The following is a 20,944-nucleotide window of genomic DNA, read 5'->3' as shown; positions in this document are numbered from 1 at the left end:
GTCCGGGCGCAGGGCCTGGGCGGATGGGACCTCGATCACGGATCCGGACCGGTCGGCGCGCGCCGGTCGGCGCCCGCGATCGGTCCCCGTCTCGCAACGTACGGATCAGATCGGGGCGCAGGCACGGAGCACGTGCTGCGCGAGAACCACTCCCCCCAGACTTGTTGGGGCCACCCACGACCTGATACGTTGGCAGAGCCAACGTTGGATCAGCCAACATTTTTCGAAAGGTGCCTCCCATGCGCGGACTCCGGCTCGCCCTGCCCCTGCTGACCCTCCCGCTGGCCGCACTCACCGCGGCCTGCGCCTCCGCCACCGCGACGCCGACGGCGCAACTGCGGGAACTGATGGACCGTCAGGAGATCACCGCCTTGGTCGACCGACTCGGCCGTGCCCTGGACGAGGGACGCTTCGACGACCTGCGGGCGATCTACACCCCCGGCGCGACCGCGAAGACGCCCGGCGGCACGGCCGAGGGACGCGACGCGCTGATCGCCCAGGCGAGCTGCAACCACGGCGAACACCTGCGCATCCAGCACGTCGTCGGCAACGTGCTGATCGACCTGCACGGCGACACGGCGGAGGTCAGGGCCAACCTGATCGCCACGTTCGCGCTCGCCACCTCCGACGGCACGCCTCCGCCGCCGGTCTACACCCTGGGCGAGGTCTACCGCTTCGACGCGGTCCGTACCGGCGAAGGCTGGCGCCTGTCCCGGGTGCAGACCACTCCCGTCTGGTCCACCGGCAAGCGCCCGTGATCACCGCGCGGCGAGCACGCGTGCGCGGTAGCAGGCCAGGGCGGCGAGCACCGCGCACCCCGTCGTCAGCGGAACAGTGACGCTTCTCATGTCGACCTCCTCGCGTCGACGGTAGATTCCGGGCCGCAGCCGGCGGATCCGGAACGAGCCCCCAATAGACGAGTCAGGGTCTACCCGGAAGCCGCCGGCCTCGAATGCCGGCCGGGGTTCGAGAACATCCCATGCGCGGCGATCCGCCCGCCCGCCCGGACCACGAAAACGTCACGACGGCGCGGAGGGGCGATTCGCCACGAGTTCGCCGCGAGCCGTGCCGCGCGGGCGGTATCGTCTCCGCTCGGTGATCATCCCGTTCGCCGCTTTCATTTCGCACCGAGGAAGTGCATGTCACGATCCAAACTCGCTGCCGCCCTGTCCCTTTCGGCAGCCGCCTGCTCCGCGGCCTTCGTCGCCGCACCCGCCGCCACCGCCGCGCCGCCCGAGGAGGCGCGCCTGGCCGGATGCGAATTCGGCTCCGCCGCGGCGACTTACGACTACGCGCGGTTCGGCGACCACGCCCGGCGGATGCTCGACCTCAGCACCGGGGAATTCCGGTCCGAGTTCGAGAGCTTCCGCGCCAACATCCAGTCGAGCGCGGAGGCCGCGCACATCCGCGCCGAGGCCAACTCGGCCGATTGCCGCATCGTCTCCGGTGACGACAACCGCGCCGAGGTGGACGTCGACGTGGTGCGGACGGTGACCAGCGACGAGACCGACGGTCTCCCGCAGACCGGCCGCATGTCGATGACCGTGACGGTGGAGCACGTCGACGGGCGCTGGCTGGTCAGCAAGGTCAGGAAGCACTGACCGGACGGGCGGTCCCGTGCGCTCGGCGCGCGCGGGACCGGCCCTACAGGGCGTTCACCCAGTTGCGCAGCAGCTGGGCGCCCGCGTCGCCGGACTTCTCCGGGTGGAACTGGGTCGCCGACAGAGCGCCGTTCTCCACCGCCGCCAGGAACGGCACACCGTGCTCGGCCCAGGTCAGCTTGGGCGCGGCGAAGTGCTCGGCGGGCGGCAGATCCCAGCTCTGCGCGGCATAGGAGTGCACGAAGTAGAACCGGGTCTCGGCGTCCAAGCCCGCGAACAGCACGCTGTCGGACGGGGCGGAGACGGTGTTCCACCCCATGTGCGGCAGCACCGGCGCGGACAGCCGTTCGACCGTGCCGGGCCATTCGGCGCACCCGTCGGCCTCCTCGCCGAACTCGACGCCGCGCTCGAACAGGATCTGCATGCCCACGCAGATGCCGAGCACCGGCCGCCCGCCGGCCAGCCGCTGACCGATCAGGCGCTCGCCGCGCACCTCGCGCAGTCCCGCCATGCACGCCGCGAACGCTCCGACGCCGGGCACGACCAGACCGTCGGCGGCCAGCACCGTCTCCGGGTCGGCGGTCACCTCGACCCGCGCGCCCGCCCTGGCCAGGGCGCGTTCGGCGGAGTGCAGATTCCCCGACCCGTAGTCGAGCAGGGCGACGGATTTGGCGGTCACAGCGTTCCCTTCGTCGACGGGATCCCGCTCACCCGGGGATCGAGCTCCACGGCGGTGCGCAGCGCGCGCGCCACCGCCTTGAATTCGGCCTCGGTGACATGGTGCTGGTCGCGGCCGTAGAGCACCCGCACGTGCAGCGCGATGCGCGCGTTCAGCGCGATCGACTCGAAGACGTGGCGGTTGAGCACAGTCGAGTACGGCGCGCCCGGCCCGGAACCGGGGATCACGGTGTGCACCAGATGATCCGGCTCTCCGGTGTGCACGCAGTAGGGGCGGCCGGACACGTCGACCGCGGCGTGCGCCAGCGTCTCGTCCATCGGGATGTAGGCGTCACCGAACCTGCGGATGCCCGCCTTGTCGCCCAGCGCCTTGCCCAGCGCCTGGCCGAATACGATCGCGGTGTCCTCGACGGTGTGGTGGGCCTCGATCTCGATGTCGCCCTCCGCGCGCACGGTCAGGTCGAAGCTCGCGTGCGCGCCGAGCGCGGTCAGCATGTGGTCGTAGAAGGGGACGCCGGTGGCGATCTCGGTCTTGCCGGTGCCGTCCAGATCCAGCTCGACGACGATGCTGGATTCCTTGGTGACCCGCTCCACCCGGGCGGTCCTACTCATGCTCACGTCCAATCGGGTCGGCGCCGAAGGCTGTTCGGCGCTGGTTCATCGCGGTGCCAGGTCGGTGCCCGCCAGCAGCTCGCTGACCCGCAGCAGTTCGTCGTTCTCGGCGGCGAGGCCGATGGTGGTGCGCAGGTAGCCGGGCAGGCCGACGTCGCGGATCAGCACGCCGTGATCGAGATAGCGCTGCCAGGTGGCCGCCGCGTCGGTGAAGCGGCCGAACAGCAGGAAGTTGGCGTCGCTGGGGATCACGTCGTACCCGAGTTCCCGCAGCGCGGCCGCCACCCGGTCGCGCTGCGCGGCCAGTTCGGCCACGCTGCCGAGGGTCTCGTCGGCATGCCGCAGGGCCGCGCGCGCCGCGGCCTGGGTGACCACCGACAGGTGGTAGGGCAACCGCACCAGCAGCATCGCGTCGATCACCGCGGGCGCGGCGACCAGATAACCGAGCCGCCCACCTGCGAACGCGAAGGCCTTGCTCATCGTCCTGGTCACCACCAGCTTCGCGGGGAACCGGTCGATCAGCCCGATGGCGCTGGGCTGCGCGGAGAACTCGCCGTAGGCCTCGTCGACCACCACGATGCCGGGGGCGGCCGCGAGGATGCGGGCCAGCTCGTCCTGCGGGATGCTGTGCCCGGTGGGATTGTTCGGGCTGGTCACGAACACCACGTCCGGCCTGCGCTCGGCGATGGCGGCCAGCGCGTGCTCGATGTCGAGGGAGAAGTCGGCGTTGCGCTCGGCCTCGATCCACTCGGTGTCGATGCCCTCGGAGATGATCGGGTGCATCGAGTACGAGGGCACGAAACCCAAAGCGCTGCGGCCCGGCCCGCCGAAGGCCTGCAACAGCTGCTGCAGGATCTCATTGGAGCCGTTGGCCGCCCACACATTGCCGGTCTGCACCGCGACGCCGGTCTGCGCGGTCAGATACCGCGCCAGGTCGGTGCGCAGCGCGACGGCGTCGCGGTCCGGGTAGCGGTGCAGGTCGGCGGCGGCCGCCCGGATCGACTCGGCGACGTCGTCGATCAGGGCCCGGCTCGGCGGATGCGGGTTCTCGTTCGTGTTCAGCTGCACCGGAACCGTCAACTGCGGTGCGCCGTAAGGCTTCTTGCCACGCAGATTGTCCCGCAGCGGCAGCTCGTCCAAGGTCAGGTCCGCGCCGGGCGCGCTCACCGCGCGGGTCACGACAGTGCCTCGAAACGCGCCTGCACGGCCTGGCCGTGGGCGGGCAGGTCTTCGGCGTCGGCCAGCGCTACCACGTGGCCCGCGACGTCCTTCAACGCCGCTTCGGTGTACTCCACGACGTGGATGCCGCGCAGGAAGGTCTGCACGCTCAGGCCGGAGGAGTGCCGCGCGCAGCCCGCGGTGGGCAGCACGTGATTGGAGCCCGCGCAGTAGTCACCCAGGCTGACCGGGGCGTACGCGCCGACGAACACCGCGCCCGCGCTGCGCACCCTGGCCGCGACCGCGGGCGCGTCGGCGGTCTGGATCTCCAGGTGCTCGGCGGCGTAGGCGTTCACCACGCGCAGGCCCTGCTCGATGTCGTCGACCAGGACGGTGCCCGACTGCTTGCCGCGCAACGCCTCGCTCACCCTGTGGGCGTGCTTGACCACCCCCAGCTGCGCGGTCAGCGCCGCGTCCACCGCGTCGGCCAGCTGCTCACTGTCGGTGACCAGCACACTCGCGGCCAGCACGTCGTGCTCGGCCTGGCTGATCAGGTCGGCGGCGACGTGCGCCGGATCGGCGGTCGCGTCGGCGAGGACGGCGATCTCGGTGGGCCCGGCTTCGGCGTCGATGCCGACCAGGCCGCGGCACAGCCGCTTGGCCGCGGTGACGTAGATGTTGCCGGGCCCGGTGATCAGATCGACCGGTTCCAGCTGCGCGCCGTCGGTGTCGACGCCGCCGTAGGACAGCAGCGCGACGCCCTGGGCGCCGCCGACCGCCCACACCTCCTCGACGCCGAGCAGCTGCGCGGCGGCCAGGATGGTGGGGTGCGGCAGCCCGCCGAACCGCGCCTGCGGCGGCGAGGCGACCACCAGCGAGCCGACGCCCGCGGTCTGCGCCGGCACCACGTTCATCACGACGCTGGACGGGTAGACGGCGTTGCCGCCCGGCACGTACAGGCCGACCCGCTCGACGGGCACCCAGCGTTCGGTGACGGTGCCGCCCGGCACCACCTCGGTGGTCTTGTCGGCGCGCCGCTGGTCGGCGTGCACCTTGCGCGCCCTGGCGATGGATTCCTCCAGCGCGGCGCGGACGGCGGGGTCCAGCCGCTGCAGGGCGGATTCCAGCTCGGCCGCCGGCACCCGCACCGTCGCCGGGATGACGCCGTCGAAGCGCTCGCTGAACTCCAGCGCCGCCGACACACCGTGATCACGGATCGCCTCGACCACCGGACGCACCTGATGCAGCACCGAGTCCACGTCGACTCCCCCGCGCGGCAGCGCGGCGCGCAGCTCGGCGACGGAGGGAGTGCGACCGCGCAGATCGACGCGGGCGAGCTCGATGCGGGTTGTCATGTGGTGTCGGTCCTTGTCTCCAGCTGATCGCGCAACAGGAAAGTTGCCGTTACCAGCCTAATGGGGCGACGCCAGCCGTTATCCGCGTGGTCCGGGCGGCGGGGGCGCAGGGGACCTGTGTGCGCAGGTCCGCGCGACGACGCCGTTACCGCGGCGGACCTGGGCGCGTCGCTTCATCGCTGGCCGGTGGTGTCCGAGCCGGTCGGCGAGGCCGGTTCCGGCGCTCGCGTCAGCGGGTGTCGCTGTCGATGAGCACGGACCCGTTGCCGGGGTTTATCAACCGGAGCGTCACCGACTTGTTCTGGCCGCCGTAGGTCACGCTGGCGACATTGACGTCCACCGAACCGTCCGCGTTGCTGCCCGAACCGCCACCGGCCGCGTCGACGGTGTTGAAGCCCGTGACCCGGTTCTGCGTCCAGTAGTCCTCGAAGGCCTGCTGGCTGCCGAACACCTGCTGGGCGGCGGGCGTCAGCTGCTTCCACGCGGCGGAGAAGCTCAAGTACGTCAGGTTGTTGTAGAAGTTCACCACCAGATCGATGGACTGCCGCGGGTCGGCCTTGCCGACGCTTTTCGTCTCGCCCACCGCGGCGGCGGCCGACGTCGTGTTCGCGCCCGGCCGCGTCGACGCGACCGCCGAGGACGTGCTGCCCTGGGCCGCGCTGGTGCCCGACCCCGACGAGCTCATCATGTTCACCGCGACGGCCACCACCACGGCGACCGCGCCGATCAGCGCGCCGATCAGGATCGCGCGGCGTTTGCCGCCCGATCCCTGCCGCTGCACCGGGCGCGGCTGCGCCATGGTGCGTGGATGCGACGCGGTGTCCGGCTGCGCCGGAGGCGGGGGCGTGGGTCGGGGTCGCGGCTGACGCTCGGTCGGCGTGTAGGGCGCCGAGGCCATCGCCGACGGCCGCAGCTCGCGGGTCGCCGATTCGGACTGGCCCGCCCGCGGCCGGGCGAACGCCTCGCTGGCTGGCACGAACCCGGCCGCCACCGGGGCGGGACCGGCGTCGGCGAACGCGGCGAGATGATCACGCGCCGCCCGCATGCTCGGACGCTCGCGCGGTTCGGGGCTGAGCAGGTCGAGCAGGAAATCCGTGGCGGGACCGGCGTTGCGCGGTTCGCTCAGCTGCCCGTTCGCGGCGGCGTAGAGCACTGCGAGCGGATTGGAGCCCGCCCCGTAGGGCGGTTCGCCCTCGAGCGCGTGGAACAGCGTGGCGCCCAGCGCGAACACGTCGGAGGCGGGGCTGGGATCGGATCCGCGGGCGACCTCGGGCGCGAGGTAGGCGGCGGTGCCGCAGATCAGTCCGGTCTCGGTGAGCGTGACGTCGCCGGTGGCGCGGGAAATGCCGAAGTCGGTGATCTTCACCGTGCCGTGATCGTCGAGCAGGATGTTGCCCGGCTTCACGTCGCGGTGCACGATGCCCGCCTGGTGCGCGGCGATCAGCGCCGAAGCGACCTGCTCGCCGATCCGCGCCACCTGGGTCAGCGGCAAGGTGCCCTGCGCGGCGATCACCGCGGCGAGGCTCTTGGATTTCAGGTACTCCATCACCAGGCAGGGGTCGCCCTCGTGCTCGGTGATGTCGAACACGACGATCGCGTTCGGATGCTGGAAGCGGGCGGCGTTGCGCGCCTCCCGGATCGCACGCTGGCGCACCACGTCCCGTTCGGCCTCGGGCAGGCTCGGCTGGATGTGGATCTGCTTGACGGCCACGGAGCGCTGGAGGCGTTCGTCGACGGCACGCCAGACCACGCCCGTGCCGCCGCTACCAATCCGCTCGACCAGGCGGTAATGCTCCGCGATCAACTGACCGGTATCGATGGCGCCTACTCCGAACCTTCTCGAAATCGTGACATCCCGCATATTGATTACTCACGCGGTCCGGGGATGAGTGTAGCGGGCGCCGGAATGCTCGCACGCGTCAGCCGGGCCTTCTCGCCGCCCGCAATCGCCCGCCACAGACTATCCACGGGCCCGCAGCATCCGGCCCGCGGCCTCCACCGCGGGCGCCGAACTGCCCGCGTCGCTGATGAAGACGGAAAAGGCCAGGTCGCCGTCGATGCCGACGAACCAGCCGTGTGCGTGGGCGTCGTCGATGTACTCGGCGGTGCCGGTCTTGCCGAGCAGGCCGGGGATATCCCGCAATTGCGTCGCGGTGCCGTCGGTGATGGTCTCGCGCATCATGGCTTTCAGCTGGTCGCCGACCTGCGGCGGCAGCGGGTCCGGGGTGCGATCCTGGGTGCCGGGCTTGCCCGCGACCACGGCGGGCGCGGGCACCGAGCCGCGGGCGATGGAGGCGGCGACCAGAGCCATGCCGAACGGTGACGCTGTCACCTGCCCTTGACCGATCGCCGACTCGACACGTAACGCCGAGGTGTCGGCCGTGGGCACCTTCCCCGTGACCGTGGTCAAGCCCGGTGTGACGTAATCGATGCCGAGGCCCAATTGCGCCGCCGCTTCAGTCAGCGCGTCGGCGGGCAATCGCACGGCCATGGCGCCCATCGTGGTGTTGCAGGACCGGGCGAAGGCGGTGTGCAACGGGACCGAGCCGAGATCGAAATTGTTGTCGTTGGGGATGCGCCGGCCCTCGATGTTCGCGGTGCCGGGGCAGGGCAGCACGGTGTCGGGCGTGACGGCGCCCGCCTGCAATGCCGCGGAGACGGTGACCGTCTTGAACGTCGAACCCGGCGGATAGAGCCCGGTCAGCGCGATCGGGCCCTGCGCGTCGGCGGCGGCGTTCTGCGCGATCGCGACGACCTCGCCGGTCGAGGGCCGCAGGGCGACCATCGCGGCGGGCTGGGCCACCGGGGCGAGCGCCGCCTCGGCCGCGCGCTGTAAGCCGGGATCGAGAGTGGTCGTGATGTCGGCGGTGGGCGTGGCATCGGTTCCGGCGACGCGCTCGGTGCCCTGCGGCGTCTGGGCGCGCACGGCCCACCCGGCGTGCGCGTCGGCGGATTGCTGCCACAGCTCGGCCAGCCCGGACAGGGTGGGGGCGGCCAGGGCCTTGTCGGTCGTCAGCAGGCGGGTCTGCGGCGCCAGGGTGACACCGGGCAGCGCGGTCAGGCGGTCTCGGACCGGGGCGAGGTCGGCCTCGCGCAAGGTGATCGCGGTGATCGGCTTTCCTTGCGCCGCCGCGAGTTCGGCTTGCATCGATCCGGCGGTGAGACCGGGTGCGAGTGGGCCGAGCAGCTCCGCGATCGCGGGCAGGTCGGCGTTCGGGCCGACGTTCACCAGCGTGACGATCTGCTCGGTCATCAGCTCGCCGCCGGCGGCGTCGAGGACGCGCGCCGGTTGCGGATAGACCCTGCTGTAGCTCAAGGGCCCCGCGGCGAGTCCGGGAGCGACGGTGGCGGGGTCCCACTTCACCCGCCATCCGTTCCCCTCGTCGCGGGCGGCGCCGGTGGTGGTGTAGGTCCACTCCGACTTGCCGTCCGCGCCCAGCTTCCAGGTGGCGGCCAACGCGAAGCCGTTCTCCTCGACCGAGCGGACTTCGAAGCGCACGTCCTTGCCGAGCCCCTCGTACAGGGTGCCGATGGCCTCGGCGGCCTTGGCCGGATCGTCGGTGAGCGCGGCGGCCGCGGCGACGTCGTCGCGGTTCAGCGCGTCGGCGAACTGCGCGGCCACGGTGTCGGGCTGGTCGGGTCCGGACGAGCAGGCGGCGAGCACGAGCAGCGGTGCGGCGAACAGGACGAGGGCTTTCCGGTTGGTACGCACCCCGACGACCATAATGGGCGCGGGCGGACCGCGTCCGCCGGCAGCCTGCGTATGGCCGCGGTGCTGGGCACGCGTGACGAGCGGAGCCGGACAGAGCCCGACGAAACCCACGCACGGCCGCAGTGCAGGGATCCGCGTGACGAGCAGAGCCGGACAGCCCCCGACGAGAACCCGTGCACAGCCCGGGTGCAGGGATACGCGTGACGAGCAGAGCCGCACTGCGCCCGACGAAAACCCGTGCACGGCCGCAGTGCGGGCGCGATTACGTCTGGTCGGCCGGACGAAAACCCCGACCCGATCGCCAGGTCAGTCGCGTGCCCACGCGCCCCGCGCGAGCGTCGCGGCATCGTCCTCGCCGAGGTCGATGTCGAACACTTCGGCGAGAACCTTGGGCAGCTCGGTCGGTTCCAGTTCCCTTGTCTGGCCCGTGCCGTCGGGGTACTCGGTGACGAACGTGGTGCCGTCCAGCACGTAGTGGACGTCGGGGTGGAAGCGCTGCACGTACGGCCGGGTGGTGAACGGCGAACGCGGCGAGGTGGACACGAAGTGATTGCCGACGGCGTAATCGATGCCGTACTGCGGATTCAGGGTGAAGCTGTGCCGGTCGATCCACCCGTCGCGGCCGAACTGGTGCAGCACCCACAGCTCGGAATCCAGCTCGCCGCGCCTGCTCTCCAGCCGGAATTTCCAGTCGCCGCCGGTGAATTCGCCCGCGGACAATTCGAACGGCACGAGCGGTCCGGCGCCGAAGCCGACGTCGCACAGCCAGACGCGGTCGTCGTCGCCGGTGGTCACGCGCAACAAGGCATGGGTGGCGGGGCGCAGCGCCGTGCCCGCGCCCATGCTCACGCGCCCGCTGAGGCCGGTGACGCCGAATCCGAGCCGTTCCAGCGCGGCCGCGAACAGTCCGACGTTCTCGTAGCAGTAACCGCCGCGCCGCCGCCGCACGAGTTTGTCCTGCAAGGTCGCCAGGTCCAGCGGAATCGACCGGCCCAGGATGATCTCCAGGTTCTCGAACGGAATCGCGGTGGTGTGCGCCCGCACCAATTCGCGCAGCGTCGCGACGGTGGGGGCGCGCTCGCCGTCGAACCCGATCCTGGCCAGGTAGGCGTCCAGATCGAGGTCCGCTCCGTTCCAGTGGTAAGCCGGGTCGGCGGGTTTGTTCATCGCGTCCTCACTTCGTCGTCGTTTTGTCGGTCAACCGCGTGAGGCGGCTTTCGTGTTCCCTCAGGCCGCGCATTTCGCGCCCGCGGGGGCCGCCGGTGCGGTGACGACGCCGTGCGCGACGTCCACGAGGTAGTCGCGGTCCGGGCCCTCGACCGGCTCCGCGCCGAGCAGCAGGCGCTCGACCACGCAACCGCCCTCGAAGAGGGCCGGCCCCACGCTGTGGTCGCCGGGAACCACCCTGCCGTTCAGGTCGTGCCCCGTGACGACGGTGTACATCGAGGTGGGCCTGCCCGCGGCGAGCAACCCCGCGCGCATCTCGACGCTGGTGGCGTACGGCACCACGTCGTCGGCGGTGCCGTGGACGAGAAACGCGCGCCGCACGTCCATCCGGGCCGCAAGCAGCGCGGGCGAGCGTTCGGCGTAGGCGAGCGGGCAGGCGGCGGGCGGGCAACCACCCGCGTCGCGCTCGATCTGCGCGGGCAGCGCCGGATCGACGGCCCCTGCGCCCAGCCACATCGTGAAATCGTCGGCCGGACCGTAATTGTCGACCCAGTAGTCGAACATCCCGCGCGGACCGTGCGCCGCCGCGAGACCGCTGGTGATGCCGCCCTGGCTCCAGCCCCACAGCACCGTGCGGGTGATCGAGCGATGGGCGTCCCGGTACCACGCGGTCGCGGCGACGACATCGCGCCACCCCGCCCACAGGTTCCACTCTCCGGCGCGCCATTCGCTCTGCGCCGAGCGCAGATCCATCGCCAGGATCGGCGTCGCGGTGCGCCGGGCGATCGACTCGAGGTAGCCCGCGAAATCCGCCGAAGACCCGCCGTGCCCGTGCACCGCGACCACGAGCGCCTGCGCAGGCGTGTCCTGCTCGGCGCACCGATAGGGCTCGTACACCCGGCCGGTCGCCTCATCCCCGTCCACGGTCAGCGAAACCGGGCGCACCGCCACGCCCCCGGCGCAGTCCGGCTCCGCGGAAACCGGCGCCGCCGCGGGGATTGTCGTCATGATCACGCCGATCAGCGCGCAGCAGAGTCCGAGTGCCGCAGATGCCCGTCGCATCCTCGGATGATGTCACGTCGTCAGCGCGCCGCGGGAGCGCACGACGACGAGCAGTCCGCCCGCGACCGCCGCGAGGCCGACCACCACGCCGAACGCGGTCACTCCCGCGCTCGATCCGTAGGCCGAGGCCACCTCCGTGCTGCCCGAGCCGGACCGTGCCGATCTGCGGCTGGACCATGTGCTCGCCGCGCTGAGCGACCCCCTGCGCCTGACCATGGTCCGCAGGCTGCTGCTGGACTCCCCCGACACCGACCGGCCGTGCTCATGGTTCGGCATCGATCGCCCCAAATCCACGCTCACGCACCATTTCCGGGTGCTGCGTGAAGCCGGCGTCACCCGGCAGCGCCGTTACGGACTCGAACGCCGCAGCCAGGTCCGCGTCGAGGATCTCGAAGCGCGCTTTCCCGGCCTGCTCGACCTGGTCCGCGCCTGGGAGCCCGTGGACTGATCCCGAACTTTGGGGGCAGGTCCCGGCGTCGCGGCCCTGTTACGGTCCGGGTATTCATTCCGAGTCCGGATGGCACGGGTCCGCGCGTTCGGACGCCTTCGCAGGGAGTCAGCCATGACCTTCGCACCCCGCCGCACCCCCGACGCGACCCTGATCAGCACGCCCGAGATCGCCGCCGGCTGGCGCGAACTACTGCTGGCCGAGCGGAATCAATTGCGCGGCGGCTCCTTCCGCGACGCCGCGGTGGCCCTGTGCGCGCTGGTCGCCGTGGCCGACGACGCGATCGCGGACCGGGCGACCATCGGCGAACTGGTCACGGCCGATCCGGTGCTGTGCAACTTCCCGGTCGACGACTTGCGCGCGTTGTTCGAGGACAACTGCAATCGGCTGGCGAACGCTCCGGTGCGCGGTTACGCCCACGTGCTGCGGCAGATCGCCACAGCGGCGCACCGGCCGGTCGAGGCGGACGCGGTGATCCGCACCGGCCTGCTGATCGGCAGCGACGCGGGCGCATGCGGCCCCGCGGCGGCCGAGGCCGTCCGCGACGCCTGCCGGACGCTGCGCCTGACCCCGGAGCGCTTCGGCCTCTGACCCGCGGCGCGAACGCTACGATTCGCCTATGCGTTCGATTGATGCCGCCGAGCGGCGCGCTCGGTTGGCGATACGACACCGGCTGGCCGCTTCGGAGCGCAGCGGCCAGGTCGCGGACATCGCCCGGTCGCTGGTCGCCTTGCACGCGACCGATCCGGCCACCGTCTTCCTCTCCGTCGCGGCGCGCGGCGAGGGGCTGACGCCCTCGGATGTCGAACGGGCCCTCTACGACGACCGGTCGCTGCTGCGGATGCTCGCCATGCGCCGCACCATGTTCGTCGTGCCGGTGGAACTCGTTCCGGTGCTGCAGGCCGCGTGCGCGGACGCGCTGGCGCACAAGCAGCGGCGCACCTACGCCAAGTACCTGGAGCAGGCAGGCATCGGGGACGGCGATGTGCGGCGCTGGTGGGCCGAGGTCGAGACCGAGACGCACAAAGCGTTGCTCGACCGCGGCGCGGCGACCGGCGCGCAGCTGAGCAGGGACGTCCCGCGCTTGCGCACCCAGGTGAACACCGCGCCGGACAAGCCGTATTCGAAGCCGACGAACATCACCACCTGGGTGCTGGTGACGCTGGGCTGTGAGGGCCGCATCGTGCGCGGACGGCCGAACGGCAGCTGGACCAGCAGCCAGTACACCTGGTCGCCGATCGAATCGTGGTTGCCGCAAGGCGTTCCCGCCCTCCCCGCCGCCGAAGCCCGCGCCGAGCTGGTCCGCCGCTGGCTGCGCGCGTTCGGCCCCGCGCCGGTGTCCGACATCAAGTGGTGGACCGGATGGACGTTCGGCGAGGTGCGCGCGGCGCTCGGCGCGCTCGATCTGGTCGAAGTCGATCTGGACGGCGTGACCGGCGTACTGCTGGCCGACGACGTGGAACCGGTCGCCGCCCCGGAACCGTGGGCGGCGTTGCTGCCCGCCCTCGACCCGACGCCCATGGGCTGGCAGGCACGAGAGTGGTTCCTCGGCTCCCACGCCGCGAACCTGTTCGACCGCAACGGCAACATCGGTCCCACCGTCTGGTGGGGCGGGCGCATTGTGGGCGGCTGGGCACAGCGCGGTGACGGCGAGATCGTCTACCGCCTGCTCGAAGACGTGGGCAGCGAGGCCGAGGCGATGATCGCCACGCAAGCGCAACGTATTCGCGAGTGGTACGGCGACGTGCGCGCCATTCCCCGTTTCCGGACGCCACTGGAGCGCGAACTCACCGCCTGACCGGGCGAAGCCGCGCGCCTACATGTCCAGCCCCAGATCGAGCACCCGCACCGAGTGGGTGAGGGCGCCGACGGCGAGGTAGTCGACGCCGGTGCGCGCGTAGTCGGCGGCGACGTCCAGGCTCAGGCCGCCGGAGGACTCCAGTTTGGTCCGCGGGGACGCCGCGTTGCGGCGCTGCACGGCCGCCTGGGTCTGCCAGAGCGGAAAGTTGTCCAGCAACACCAGTTCCACGTTCTCGGCGAGCACGGCGTCGAGCTGTTCGAGGCTGTCGACCTCCACCTCGCAGGCGATGTCGGGTGCGGCGGAGCGGACCGCGCGCAGCGCCTCGACCACCGATCCCGCTGCGACCACGTGATTGTCCTTGATCAGCGCGGCGTCGCCGAGACCCATGCGGTGGTTGACGCCGCCCCCGACCCGCACGGCGTACTTCTGCAGCGCGCGCAGTCCCGGTAGCGTCTTGCGGCTGTCGCGGATGCGGCACTTGGTGCCCGCGACGGCGTCCACCCAGGCGGCCGTCGCCGTCGCGATGCCGGACAGATGGCACACCAGGTTGAGCATGGTGCGCTCCGCGGTGAGCAGCCCCCGCGTGGGTGCGATCAAGGTCAGCACGGACTGTCCCGGCGACACCCTGGTTCCGTCGGCGACGCGGTCGGTGACCTCGTAGGCGTCCGCGCCGATCACCTCGTCCAGCACCAGCAGCCCCGCGTCGAGCCCGGCCACGGTCCCCGGCTCCCGCGACACCACCGATGCCTTGATCACCGCGTCCGCGGGCACGGTGGCCGTCGTCGTGACGTCGGGGCCGTAGCGCAGGTCCTCGTCCAGCGCGGCGCGGATGACGCGCAGCACCTCGTCGCGATCCAGAGCGGCGTCCAGAGCCATCGAAGCGTTCCTCTCTCGCCGAGCGGGACCGGTGGACAAGTCCGTTTCGGCGCGTGTGGTCAGGGAAGGGGTGCGTACTCGGCGACGCCGTCACCGTTCAGCCGGATCGGGAGGCTGTGGCGGAGTTCGGGCGCGGCGTCGGGGTGGTCCGAGCGGGTATGGCAACCGCGGCTCTCGGTGCGGGCGAGCGCCGCGAGCAGCAGGGCGCGGGCCGCGAGGGTGAGCGCGGCGTCCTCGATCGCGGCGATCGGATGGGCGGCGGCGCGCGTGTCGCGGCGGGTGACCGCGTCGTCGAGCCGTTTGAGCGCTTCGGCGAGCCCCGCGCGGTCGCGGACCACCGAGGCGTGCGTGGTCATCAGGTGCTGCACCACGTCGCGGTCGGCGTATTCGACCGCGCGCGAGGGGATCTCGACGACCCCGGATCGCTCACCGAGCCGCTCGGCGGCGGCGGCTCCGGCGCGCTCGCCGACCACCAGCCCCTCCAGCAGGCTGTTGGAAGCCAACCGGTTCGCCCCGTGCAGCCCGGTGCGCGCGACCTCGCCTGCGGCGTACAGGCCGGGCACCGCGGTGCGGCCGTGGGTGTCGGTGACGACTCCCCCGCACTGGTAGTGCGCGGCCGGTGCGACCGGGATGAGATCGGTGCGCGGATCGATGCCCGCCGCGAGGCACGAGGCGGTGATCGTCGGAAACCGTTGTGCGAAACCGTCGATCGAGCGCGCGTCGAGATAGACGTGCTCGGTGCCGAGTGCCCGCATGCGCGCGGCGATGGCGCGAGAGACGACATCGCGCGGGGCGAGATCGCCACGCGGGTGCACCCCCGCGGTCACCGGGTCGCCTTCGGTGTCGACCAGCGTCGCGCCTTCGCCGCGCACCGCTTCGCTGATCAGCGGCCTGCGTCCGAGGCCGCCCGGGGTGTAGAGCACGGTGGGGTGGAACTGCAGGAATTCCAGATCGGCGACGGCGGCTCCGGCCCACAACCCGAGCGCGATGCCGTCGGCGGTGGCGCCGGGCGGATTGGTGCTCAGCGCGTACAACTGGCCGAGCCCGCCGGTGGCCAGCAGCGCGGCGGGCGCGTGCACCACGCCGAACCCCCGCTCCGACACCGCGACCACACCCCGCACACCGGTCGGCCCGGTGACGATCTCGGCTGCCGCCGCGCCGAACAGCACCGGCAGGCCGGCTTCGTTCAGCGCCCGCTGCACCTCCGCGCCGGTGGCGTCGCCTCCGGCGTGAATGATCCTGCGGGTGCTGTGCCCGCCCTCGCGGGTCCGCGAGATCTGGCCGTCGCGGCCGAGGTCGAACACCGCGCCCAGGTCGGTCAGCGCGGCCACCGCGGCCTGCCCGCCCTCGACGATGGAGCGCACGGCGTCCACGTCGCAGAGCCCGGCGCCCGCCTCCACCGTGTCGCGCACGTGCGATTCGACCGAGTCACCGTGCGGCGCGACGACGGCGATGCCGCCCTGGGCGTACTGGGTGGAGGTGTCCGTCGGCCCGCCCTTGCTGAGCGTGAGCACCCGCAGGCCGCGCAGTGACGCGGTGCGCGCCGCGGTCAGTCCCGCGACGCCGCCGCCGATCACGACCAGATCGGCCTCGGCCTCCCAGTCGATGGAAACCCGGGTTGTCATCGGCCCGCGCCTCTCTGTCTTCCGTTCCGCGAACGACCTCCGGAGCGGACGCGGCGGTCACCGCGTCCGGCCGGAGCACGACCCACCGCCGCGAAGGCAGCGGTCGGATTCATTCACCGCCGCCGGGATTGCCGATCGCGATCATCCGCTGCACCGAGTTGCGGCCCAGCGCGGCGGTCTCCGGATCGACGTGCACCTCGTCGCGGCCTTCGACCAGGCAGCGCAGCAGCGCCGCCGGGGTGATCATCTTCATGTACTTGCACGACGCCCGGTCGTTCACGGCCTGGAAGTCGATGCCGGGGGCGGCCTTGCGCAGCTGGTGCAGCATGCCGACCTCGGTGGCCACCAGCACCTGGTTCGACTTCGCCGCCTTGGCCGCGTCGATCATGCCCCCGGTGGACAGGATGTGCACCCGCTCGGCCGGGAACGCGCCCTCGCCGGCCAGGTACAGCGCCGAGGTGGCGCAGCCGCATTCGGGGTGCACGAACAGCTCCGCGTCCGGGTGGGTGCGCGCCTGCTCGGTCAGCTCGTCGCCGTTGATGCCCGCGTGCACGTGGCACTCCCCCGCCCAGATGTGCATGTTCGCGCGGCCGGTGACCCGCTTGACGTGCGCGCCGAGGAACTGGTCCGGCAGGAACAGCACCTCGCGGTCCGGGTCGATCGAGGCGACCACGTCCACCGCGTTGGACGAGGTGCAGCAGATGTCGGTGAGCGCCTTCACCTCGGCCGTGGTGTTCACGTACGACACGACCACCGCGTTGGGGTGCTCGGCTTTCCAGGCGCGCAGCTCATCGGCCGTGATCGAATCCGCGAGCGAACATCCCGCACGCTGATCGGGGATGAGCACGGTCTTCGCCGGGCTGAGAATCTTGGCGGTCTCGGCCATGAAGTGCACGCCGCAGAACACGATGGTGTCCTCGGGCGCCTCGGCCGCGATCCGCGACAGCGCCAGCGAGTCGCCGACGTGGTCGGCCACGTCCTGGATCTCCGGCAACTGGTAGTTGTGCGCCAGGATCGTCGCGTTGCGCTCCCTGGCCAGTCGCTTGACTTCCCGCGCCCACTCCGGCGTTGCCTCGACACCCGCGAACCCCGATGGTCCGTCGAACACCTGCCCCATCAGCGGGGGCGCCAGTTTCGCACCCGTCGTCGCCATGGATGGCTCCCTTCCTCGTGCGGTCGGCTACACCGCCGATTCGCACCAAACCAGGTTTTCGACTTATAATCGAAAACGTGGCCCATAGTAGCACCATCCACGAATCGCTCACCGCGGTGTTCCAGGTTCGCCGCTTCCCCAGGGACATCGCCGCAGGTCACACCCCAGCCGACCGGGCGGAAGGCATGCTGCGGCGTTGCCCGCCCGACCAGCGGACCGAACTGGCGGTGTTGCTGTGGGAACGCGCATTGGATCCACAGAAGGGCACCTGGTCGCTGCCCGGCGGACGCCTCGGCGACGACGAGGACCTCGACGCCTCCGCGCGCCGCCAGCTCGCCGAGAAGGTCGACGTGCGCGAGTTGAGCCACCTGGAACAGCTTTCGGTGTTCAGCGCCCCCGACCGGGTGCCGAGCCCGCGCCGCATCGCCTCGGCCTATCTCGGACTGGTCCCGCTGACCGCCGACCCCCATCTGCCCCCGGACACCGCATGGCATCCGGTCTCGGCACTGCCGGCCATGTCCTTCGACCATCGCACGGTCGTCGACCACGCCCGCACCCGGCTGGCGGCGAAACTGTCCTACACCAACATCGCCTTCGCCCTCGCGCCGGACCGGTTCACCATGTCCACACTGCGCGAAATCTATTGCGCCGCATTGGGGTACGACGTGGACCCCACGAACCTCCAGCGCGTCCTTTCCCGCCGCAAGGTGATCACCCCCACCGGAGCCACCGCCGCACCCGGCCGCGCGGGCGGCCGCCCCGCCGCGGTGTACCGCTTCACCGACTCCGGACTCCGCGTGACAGACGAATTCGCGGCCCTGCGCCCGCCCGGCCCTTCCTGACCCCGCCTGGCCGCCCTAATCGGCCGAAGCCTTACGGTGCTTGCTCCGACGACGGTACTGCCGCTTGCTCGGCACAGGCCGCGCCGCATTGCTACGCCGCAAGGCATCCCGCCGCCGCCACGCCGCCAGATCGGCCCGTTCGCTCTCCGCGGGAACCGTCCCGGCTTCCGCTCCAGGTGCGCGCCTCACCGCCCCAACCCCTTCCAACGCTTTCTCGGCGACCCACCGTATCCCTACCCCCACACCGGCCTCCACCGGTTTTCGCCGGAATAACAAGATCAACGGCACGCCGCGGCGTTTCGCGAGTAGATTCCTGTGCCGTTGATCATGAAGAGGCGATCAAGCGGCCTTCATCTGCGGGCTCGGCGGGGGAGCTTCGGTTCGTTGCGACAGTCGGGAAGCGGCCCAGAAGGCCAGTTCGACGAGCCAGAACAGCAGGAGGAGCAGCGTCACGACGGTCGCGGGGACGGCGAGGAAGAACACCGAAGGGATCGCGACGACGAGGAAGCGCGCGACCTCGCCCGCGCTCGCGCCACGCAAGCGGTGGGCGGCACGCACGGCCGCCCACATCATCCAGCGGCGCGGCAGCGAGACCCCGAGTTCGTGCAGGCTGCGGCGGAAGATGCCGTCGGCGTCGGCCACGCTGACGGCGTGTGTGCTGAGCAGATAATCGTGCAGGATCGCGGCGCGGGTGTAGATGCCGTAGCGGGGGATCAGCCAGATCAGCGGGCGTGGCACCGACGCGAAATCGGTGCGGAAACCGGCGGGGATGACGAATTCCGCACTCGCCCCGCGGTAGACGAACGGTTCGGTCACCCGCCAGAACTTGGCGTCGAGCTCTTCGACGACCGGCCCGCCACCGACAAAGGTCACGTCCTGTTCCTTCCCCGCGCTTCGCGCCACCCCGCGGTGGTCGGGCCTGCCGCGACCACGCGCCGGGTCAATACCGTTGCCGGTATTCGGGTACCGAATACTCTTCCGAGGCAGGCTCGTAGCCACGATAAGGCAGCTCTTCCCCGCTCGCAGCGACGCCTCCGGAGCCCGTGAAGGTTTGCTCCTTCCGGGCGGCGCGGCGTCCGCTGCCGAGATCCTCCGACGTACTGAGCGCGGCGAGGAACAGCATGACCAAAGACGCGATCAACGGCTGCACGATCAGCGCGAGGTCGCTGCCCAATTCGATCGGCAATGTGACGATCTGGCCGACCGGCGGGTCGTGCGGGCGCGGATGCGACCACTCGGCCACCTGCTCCCCCACGCGGGCCATCACCACCGCGCCCGCGCCGCTGCCGAGCAGCAGGCCCAGTTGCAGCAGCGGCCCGCGCGCCGAGCGCCAGCGCCATACGGCCAGCGCGCCGAGCAGGCCGAGCACCGCCCCCGCGAGCACGAACAACGCCAGCGCGTCGAACTGATGAGTGCTCTCTCCGGTCAGCGCGACCCCACGACCCGGCTCGACCACGAGCAGACGCTCGGTAGGCGCCAGCAGACCCCAGCCGACGCCCGCGAGCGCGCTCACCACCACCACGGCGACGGCGACCACCGCCGCCGCCCGCCCCTCACCCCGCGACGATGCCACTAGCGGCGTTCCAGTTCGGCGGAGTCGATGACGCCGTGCCGGGAGCACTTGGCCCACCAGCCGTCCGGGCTCACCTGCACGATCATGCGGCGGCCGCACTGCTCGCAGAAGCGCGGCGGCTCCAGGCCCAGCGCGGCGGCGGGCGGGATCGCGTCGTCGAGGCCCGGCACCATCCGCTTGCCGGTGAACGGGTTGTAGCGCTCGTCCATGTCCATGACAGTACCCATGCTCGCCTGCCTCTTCGTCGCAACCGAGCCGGGTCAGAGCGTTTCGTTGAGCGCCTTGATCGGCATCTTCAGCTCGCCGAGCAGGTCGAGGTCCTGTTCGGCGGGGCGGCCGAGGGTGGTCAGGTAGTTGCCGACGATGACGGCGTTGATGCCGCCCAGGATGCCCTGTTTGGCGCCGAGGTCACCGAGGGTGATCTCCCGGCCGCCCGCGAAGCGCAGCATGGTGCGCGGCAGCGCGAGCCGGAAGGCGGCGACGGCGCGCAGCGCGTCGGACGCGGGCAGCACCTCCAGGTCGCCGAACGGCGTGCCCGGTCGCGGGTTGAGGAAGTTCAGCGGGACCTCGTCGGGCTCGAGTTCGGCCAGGTTGGCGGCGAACTCGGCGCGTTGCTCCAGGGTCTCGCCCATGCCGAGGATGCCGCCACAGCAGACCTCCATGCCCGCTTCGCGGACCATACGCAGGGTGTCCCAGCGCTCCTCCCAGGTGTGCGTGGTCACCACGTTCGGGAAGTAGGAGCGGGAGGTCTCCAGGTTGTGGTTGTAGCGGTGCACGCCCATGGCGGCCAGCTGGTCGACCTGCTCCTGGGTGAGCATGCCCAGCGAGCAGGCGACCTGGATGTCCACCTCGTTGCGGATGGCCTCGACACCGGCGGCCACCTGGGCCATCAGGCGCTCGTCCGGCCCGCGCACGGCGGCCACGATGCAGAACTCGGTGGCGCCGGTCTTGGCGGTCTGCTTGGCGGCCTCCACCAGGCTCGGGATGTCCAGCCACGCCGCGCGCACCGGCGACTGGAACAGGCCCGACTGCGAGCAGAAGTGGCAGTCCTCGGGGCAGCCGCCGGTCTTGAGGCTGATGATGCCCTCGACCTCGACTTCGGGACCGCACCACTTCATGCGCACCTCGTGCGCCAGGGCGAGCAACTCCTCCAACTGGTCGTCGCCGAGGCGCAGCACCGCCAGGGTCTGCTCCTGATTCAGCCCTTCACCGCGCTCGAGCACCTGCTCGCGGGCGATCGACAGAATGCCGGTGGCTACGGGTGCCTGGGTCACTGCACGA

At 71.3% G+C, this 20,944-nt stretch carries 21 protein-coding genes; 6 read left to right on the top strand and 15 right to left on the bottom strand.

The genetic code is table 11. The features are described from left to right. Positions 1-239: 239 nt before the first annotated feature. Together ACH49X_RS27695 and ACH49X_RS27690 are read left to right on the top strand one after the other, a co-directional pair. A complete protein-coding gene (locus ACH49X_RS27695; RefSeq protein ID WP_357208575.1) occupies positions 240-758 on the top strand; it encodes a nuclear transport factor 2 family protein in 519 nt (172 codons plus the stop codon). Between the two features lie 381 nt (positions 759-1,139). Then, positions 1,140-1,601, top strand: coding sequence for a hypothetical protein (locus ACH49X_RS27690; RefSeq protein ID WP_195082710.1), 462 nt, complete (start codon positions 1,140-1,142; stop codon positions 1,599-1,601). A gap of 43 nt (positions 1,602-1,644) precedes the next feature. Here the strand turns inward: ACH49X_RS27690 and hisH are convergent, their stop codons facing one another. From hisH to ACH49X_RS27650, 8 genes are all read right to left on the bottom strand, one after another. Next, entirely contained in the window at positions 1,645-2,280 is a 636-nt protein-coding gene (gene hisH / locus ACH49X_RS27685; protein ID WP_357208578.1) for an imidazole glycerol phosphate synthase subunit HisH, read from the bottom strand. Further along, positions 2,277-2,891, bottom strand: a complete 615-nt coding sequence (gene hisB, locus ACH49X_RS27680; RefSeq protein WP_195082708.1) for an imidazoleglycerol-phosphate dehydratase HisB — start codon at positions 2,889-2,891, stop codon at positions 2,277-2,279. Before hisB ends, hisH begins: the two co-directional genes overlap by 4 nt. Before the next feature lie 45 nt (positions 2,892-2,936). Next, positions 2,937-4,070 carry a histidinol-phosphate transaminase gene (locus ACH49X_RS27675; protein WP_195046268.1) on the bottom strand — a complete coding sequence of 378 codons (1,134 nt, stop codon included), beginning with the start codon at positions 4,068-4,070 and terminating at the stop codon, positions 2,937-2,939. Beyond that, the gene (gene hisD / locus ACH49X_RS27670; RefSeq protein WP_357109494.1) at positions 4,067-5,404 is read right to left on the bottom strand and encodes a histidinol dehydrogenase; all 1,338 of its coding nucleotides are present in this window, start codon (positions 5,402-5,404) and stop codon (positions 4,067-4,069) included. The genes ACH49X_RS27675 and hisD overlap by 4 nt, the downstream gene beginning before the upstream one ends. Before the next feature lie 229 nt (positions 5,405-5,633). Then, positions 5,634-7,265, bottom strand: coding sequence for a serine/threonine-protein kinase (locus ACH49X_RS27665; RefSeq protein ID WP_195082706.1), 1,632 nt, complete (start codon positions 7,263-7,265; stop codon positions 5,634-5,636). Positions 7,266-7,364: 99 nt separating this feature from the next. After that, the gene (locus ACH49X_RS27660; RefSeq protein WP_357109488.1) at positions 7,365-9,128 is read right to left on the bottom strand and encodes a penicillin-binding transpeptidase domain-containing protein; all 1,764 of its coding nucleotides are present in this window, start codon (positions 9,126-9,128) and stop codon (positions 7,365-7,367) included. 294 nt (positions 9,129-9,422) lie between these two features. Continuing rightward, a complete protein-coding gene (locus ACH49X_RS27655; RefSeq protein WP_195082704.1) occupies positions 9,423-10,283 on the bottom strand; it encodes an arylamine N-acetyltransferase in 861 nt (286 codons plus the stop codon). Positions 10,284-10,343: 60 nt separating this feature from the next. Continuing rightward, a complete protein-coding gene (locus tag ACH49X_RS27650) occupies positions 10,344-11,345 on the bottom strand; it encodes a prolyl oligopeptidase family serine peptidase (protein ID WP_357208581.1) in 1,002 nt (333 codons plus the stop codon). A gap of 136 nt (positions 11,346-11,481) precedes the next feature. On the opposite strand from ACH49X_RS27650, the gene ACH49X_RS27645 reads away from it, so the two are divergent. From ACH49X_RS27645 to ACH49X_RS27635, 3 genes are all read left to right on the top strand, one after another. Further along, complete coding sequence (locus ACH49X_RS27645) at positions 11,482-11,793, top strand: helix-turn-helix domain-containing protein (RefSeq protein WP_357208584.1); 312 nt, start codon at positions 11,482-11,484, stop codon at positions 11,791-11,793. Positions 11,794-11,907: 114 nt separating this feature from the next. Then, the gene (locus tag ACH49X_RS27640; RefSeq protein ID WP_357208586.1) at positions 11,908-12,384 is read left to right on the top strand and encodes a TerB family tellurite resistance protein; all 477 of its coding nucleotides are present in this window, start codon (positions 11,908-11,910) and stop codon (positions 12,382-12,384) included. Between the two features lie 28 nt (positions 12,385-12,412). Then, positions 12,413-13,591, top strand: a complete 1,179-nt coding sequence (locus tag ACH49X_RS27635; RefSeq protein ID WP_357208589.1) for a winged helix DNA-binding domain-containing protein — start codon at positions 12,413-12,415, stop codon at positions 13,589-13,591. 18 nt (positions 13,592-13,609) lie between these two features. On the opposite strand, the gene nadC is transcribed toward ACH49X_RS27635, so the two are convergent. The 3 genes from nadC to nadA all read right to left on the bottom strand — a co-directional run bounded on the left by nadC (position 13,610) and on the right by nadA (position 17,248). Beyond that, positions 13,610-14,470 (bottom strand): carboxylating nicotinate-nucleotide diphosphorylase, encoded by an 861-nt coding sequence (gene nadC / locus ACH49X_RS27630; protein ID WP_195082700.1) that lies wholly within the window; start codon positions 14,468-14,470, stop codon positions 13,610-13,612. A gap of 59 nt (positions 14,471-14,529) precedes the next feature. Further along, positions 14,530-16,095, bottom strand: coding sequence for an L-aspartate oxidase (locus tag ACH49X_RS27625; RefSeq protein WP_357208592.1), 1,566 nt, complete (start codon positions 16,093-16,095; stop codon positions 14,530-14,532). Positions 16,096-16,204: 109 nt separating this feature from the next. Further along, on the bottom strand, positions 16,205-17,248 hold the full coding sequence (gene nadA / locus ACH49X_RS27620; protein ID WP_195082698.1) for a quinolinate synthase NadA: 1,044 nt from the start codon (positions 17,246-17,248) through the stop codon (positions 16,205-16,207). 77 nt (positions 17,249-17,325) lie between these two features. Here nadA and ACH49X_RS27615 point away from each other — a divergent pair, with 77 nt between their 5' ends. Further along, a complete protein-coding gene (locus ACH49X_RS27615; RefSeq protein ID WP_357208596.1) occupies positions 17,326-18,090 on the top strand; it encodes an NUDIX domain-containing protein in 765 nt (254 codons plus the stop codon). A 339-nt stretch (positions 18,091-18,429) separates the two neighbouring features. On the opposite strand, the gene ACH49X_RS27610 is transcribed toward ACH49X_RS27615, so the two are convergent. The 4 genes from ACH49X_RS27610 to bioB all read right to left on the bottom strand — a co-directional run bounded on the left by ACH49X_RS27610 (position 18,430) and on the right by bioB (position 20,937). Continuing rightward, positions 18,430-18,963, bottom strand: coding sequence for a DUF1353 domain-containing protein (locus ACH49X_RS27610; protein ID WP_357208599.1), 534 nt, complete (start codon positions 18,961-18,963; stop codon positions 18,430-18,432). Positions 18,964-19,030: 67 nt separating this feature from the next. After that, positions 19,031-19,663 (bottom strand): DUF2567 domain-containing protein, encoded by a 633-nt coding sequence (locus ACH49X_RS27605; protein ID WP_357208601.1) that lies wholly within the window; start codon positions 19,661-19,663, stop codon positions 19,031-19,033. Beyond that, positions 19,663-19,890 (bottom strand): hypothetical protein, encoded by a 228-nt coding sequence (locus ACH49X_RS27600; RefSeq protein ID WP_357208604.1) that lies wholly within the window; start codon positions 19,888-19,890, stop codon positions 19,663-19,665. The genes ACH49X_RS27605 and ACH49X_RS27600 overlap by 1 nt, the downstream gene beginning before the upstream one ends. Before the next feature lie 33 nt (positions 19,891-19,923). Continuing rightward, a complete protein-coding gene (gene bioB / locus ACH49X_RS27595) occupies positions 19,924-20,937 on the bottom strand; it encodes a biotin synthase BioB (protein WP_195046255.1) in 1,014 nt (337 codons plus the stop codon). Between the last annotated feature and the right edge of the window lie 7 nt (positions 20,938-20,944).

Source organism: Nocardia sp. NPDC019323 (assembly GCF_044389845.1).
GTDB lineage: Bacteria > Actinomycetota > Actinomycetes > Mycobacteriales > Mycobacteriaceae > Nocardia > Nocardia implantans.
The sequence above is the reverse complement of the archived record's forward strand: the minus strand, read 5'-3'. Positions and strand labels throughout refer to the sequence as shown.

Bases quoted from the DNA above. Each gene is read 5' to 3' on its own strand.
- ACH49X_RS27655 (WP_195082704.1), bottom strand. From the start codon at position 10,283: ATGAACAAACCCGCCGACCCGGCTTACCACTGGAACGGAGCGGACCTC.
- ACH49X_RS27690 (WP_195082710.1), top strand. From the start codon at position 1,140: ATGTCACGATCCAAACTCGCTGCCGCCCTGTCCCTTTCGGCAGCCGCC.
- ACH49X_RS27695 (WP_357208575.1), top strand. From the start codon at position 240: ATGCGCGGACTCCGGCTCGCCCTGCCCCTGCTGACCCTCCCGCTGGCC.
- hisB (WP_195082708.1), bottom strand. From the start codon at position 2,891: ATGAGTAGGACCGCCCGGGTGGAGCGGGTCACCAAGGAATCCAGCATC.
- ACH49X_RS27600 (WP_357208604.1), bottom strand. From the start codon at position 19,890: ATGGGTACTGTCATGGACATGGACGAGCGCTACAACCCGTTCACCGGC.
- ACH49X_RS27650 (WP_357208581.1), bottom strand. From the start codon at position 11,345: ATGCGACGGGCATCTGCGGCACTCGGACTCTGCTGCGCGCTGATCGGC.
- hisD (WP_357109494.1), bottom strand. From the start codon at position 5,404: ATGACAACCCGCATCGAGCTCGCCCGCGTCGATCTGCGCGGTCGCACT.
- ACH49X_RS27635 (WP_357208589.1), top strand. From the start codon at position 12,413: ATGCGTTCGATTGATGCCGCCGAGCGGCGCGCTCGGTTGGCGATACGA.
- ACH49X_RS27660 (WP_357109488.1), bottom strand. From the start codon at position 9,128: ATGGTCGTCGGGGTGCGTACCAACCGGAAAGCCCTCGTCCTGTTCGCC.
- ACH49X_RS27625 (WP_357208592.1), bottom strand. From the start codon at position 16,095: ATGACAACCCGGGTTTCCATCGACTGGGAGGCCGAGGCCGATCTGGTC.
- nadA (WP_195082698.1), bottom strand. From the start codon at position 17,248: ATGGCGACGACGGGTGCGAAACTGGCGCCCCCGCTGATGGGGCAGGTG.
- ACH49X_RS27640 (WP_357208586.1), top strand. From the start codon at position 11,908: ATGACCTTCGCACCCCGCCGCACCCCCGACGCGACCCTGATCAGCACG.
- nadC (WP_195082700.1), bottom strand. From the start codon at position 14,470: ATGGCTCTGGACGCCGCTCTGGATCGCGACGAGGTGCTGCGCGTCATC.
- ACH49X_RS27665 (WP_195082706.1), bottom strand. From the start codon at position 7,265: ATGCGGGATGTCACGATTTCGAGAAGGTTCGGAGTAGGCGCCATCGAT.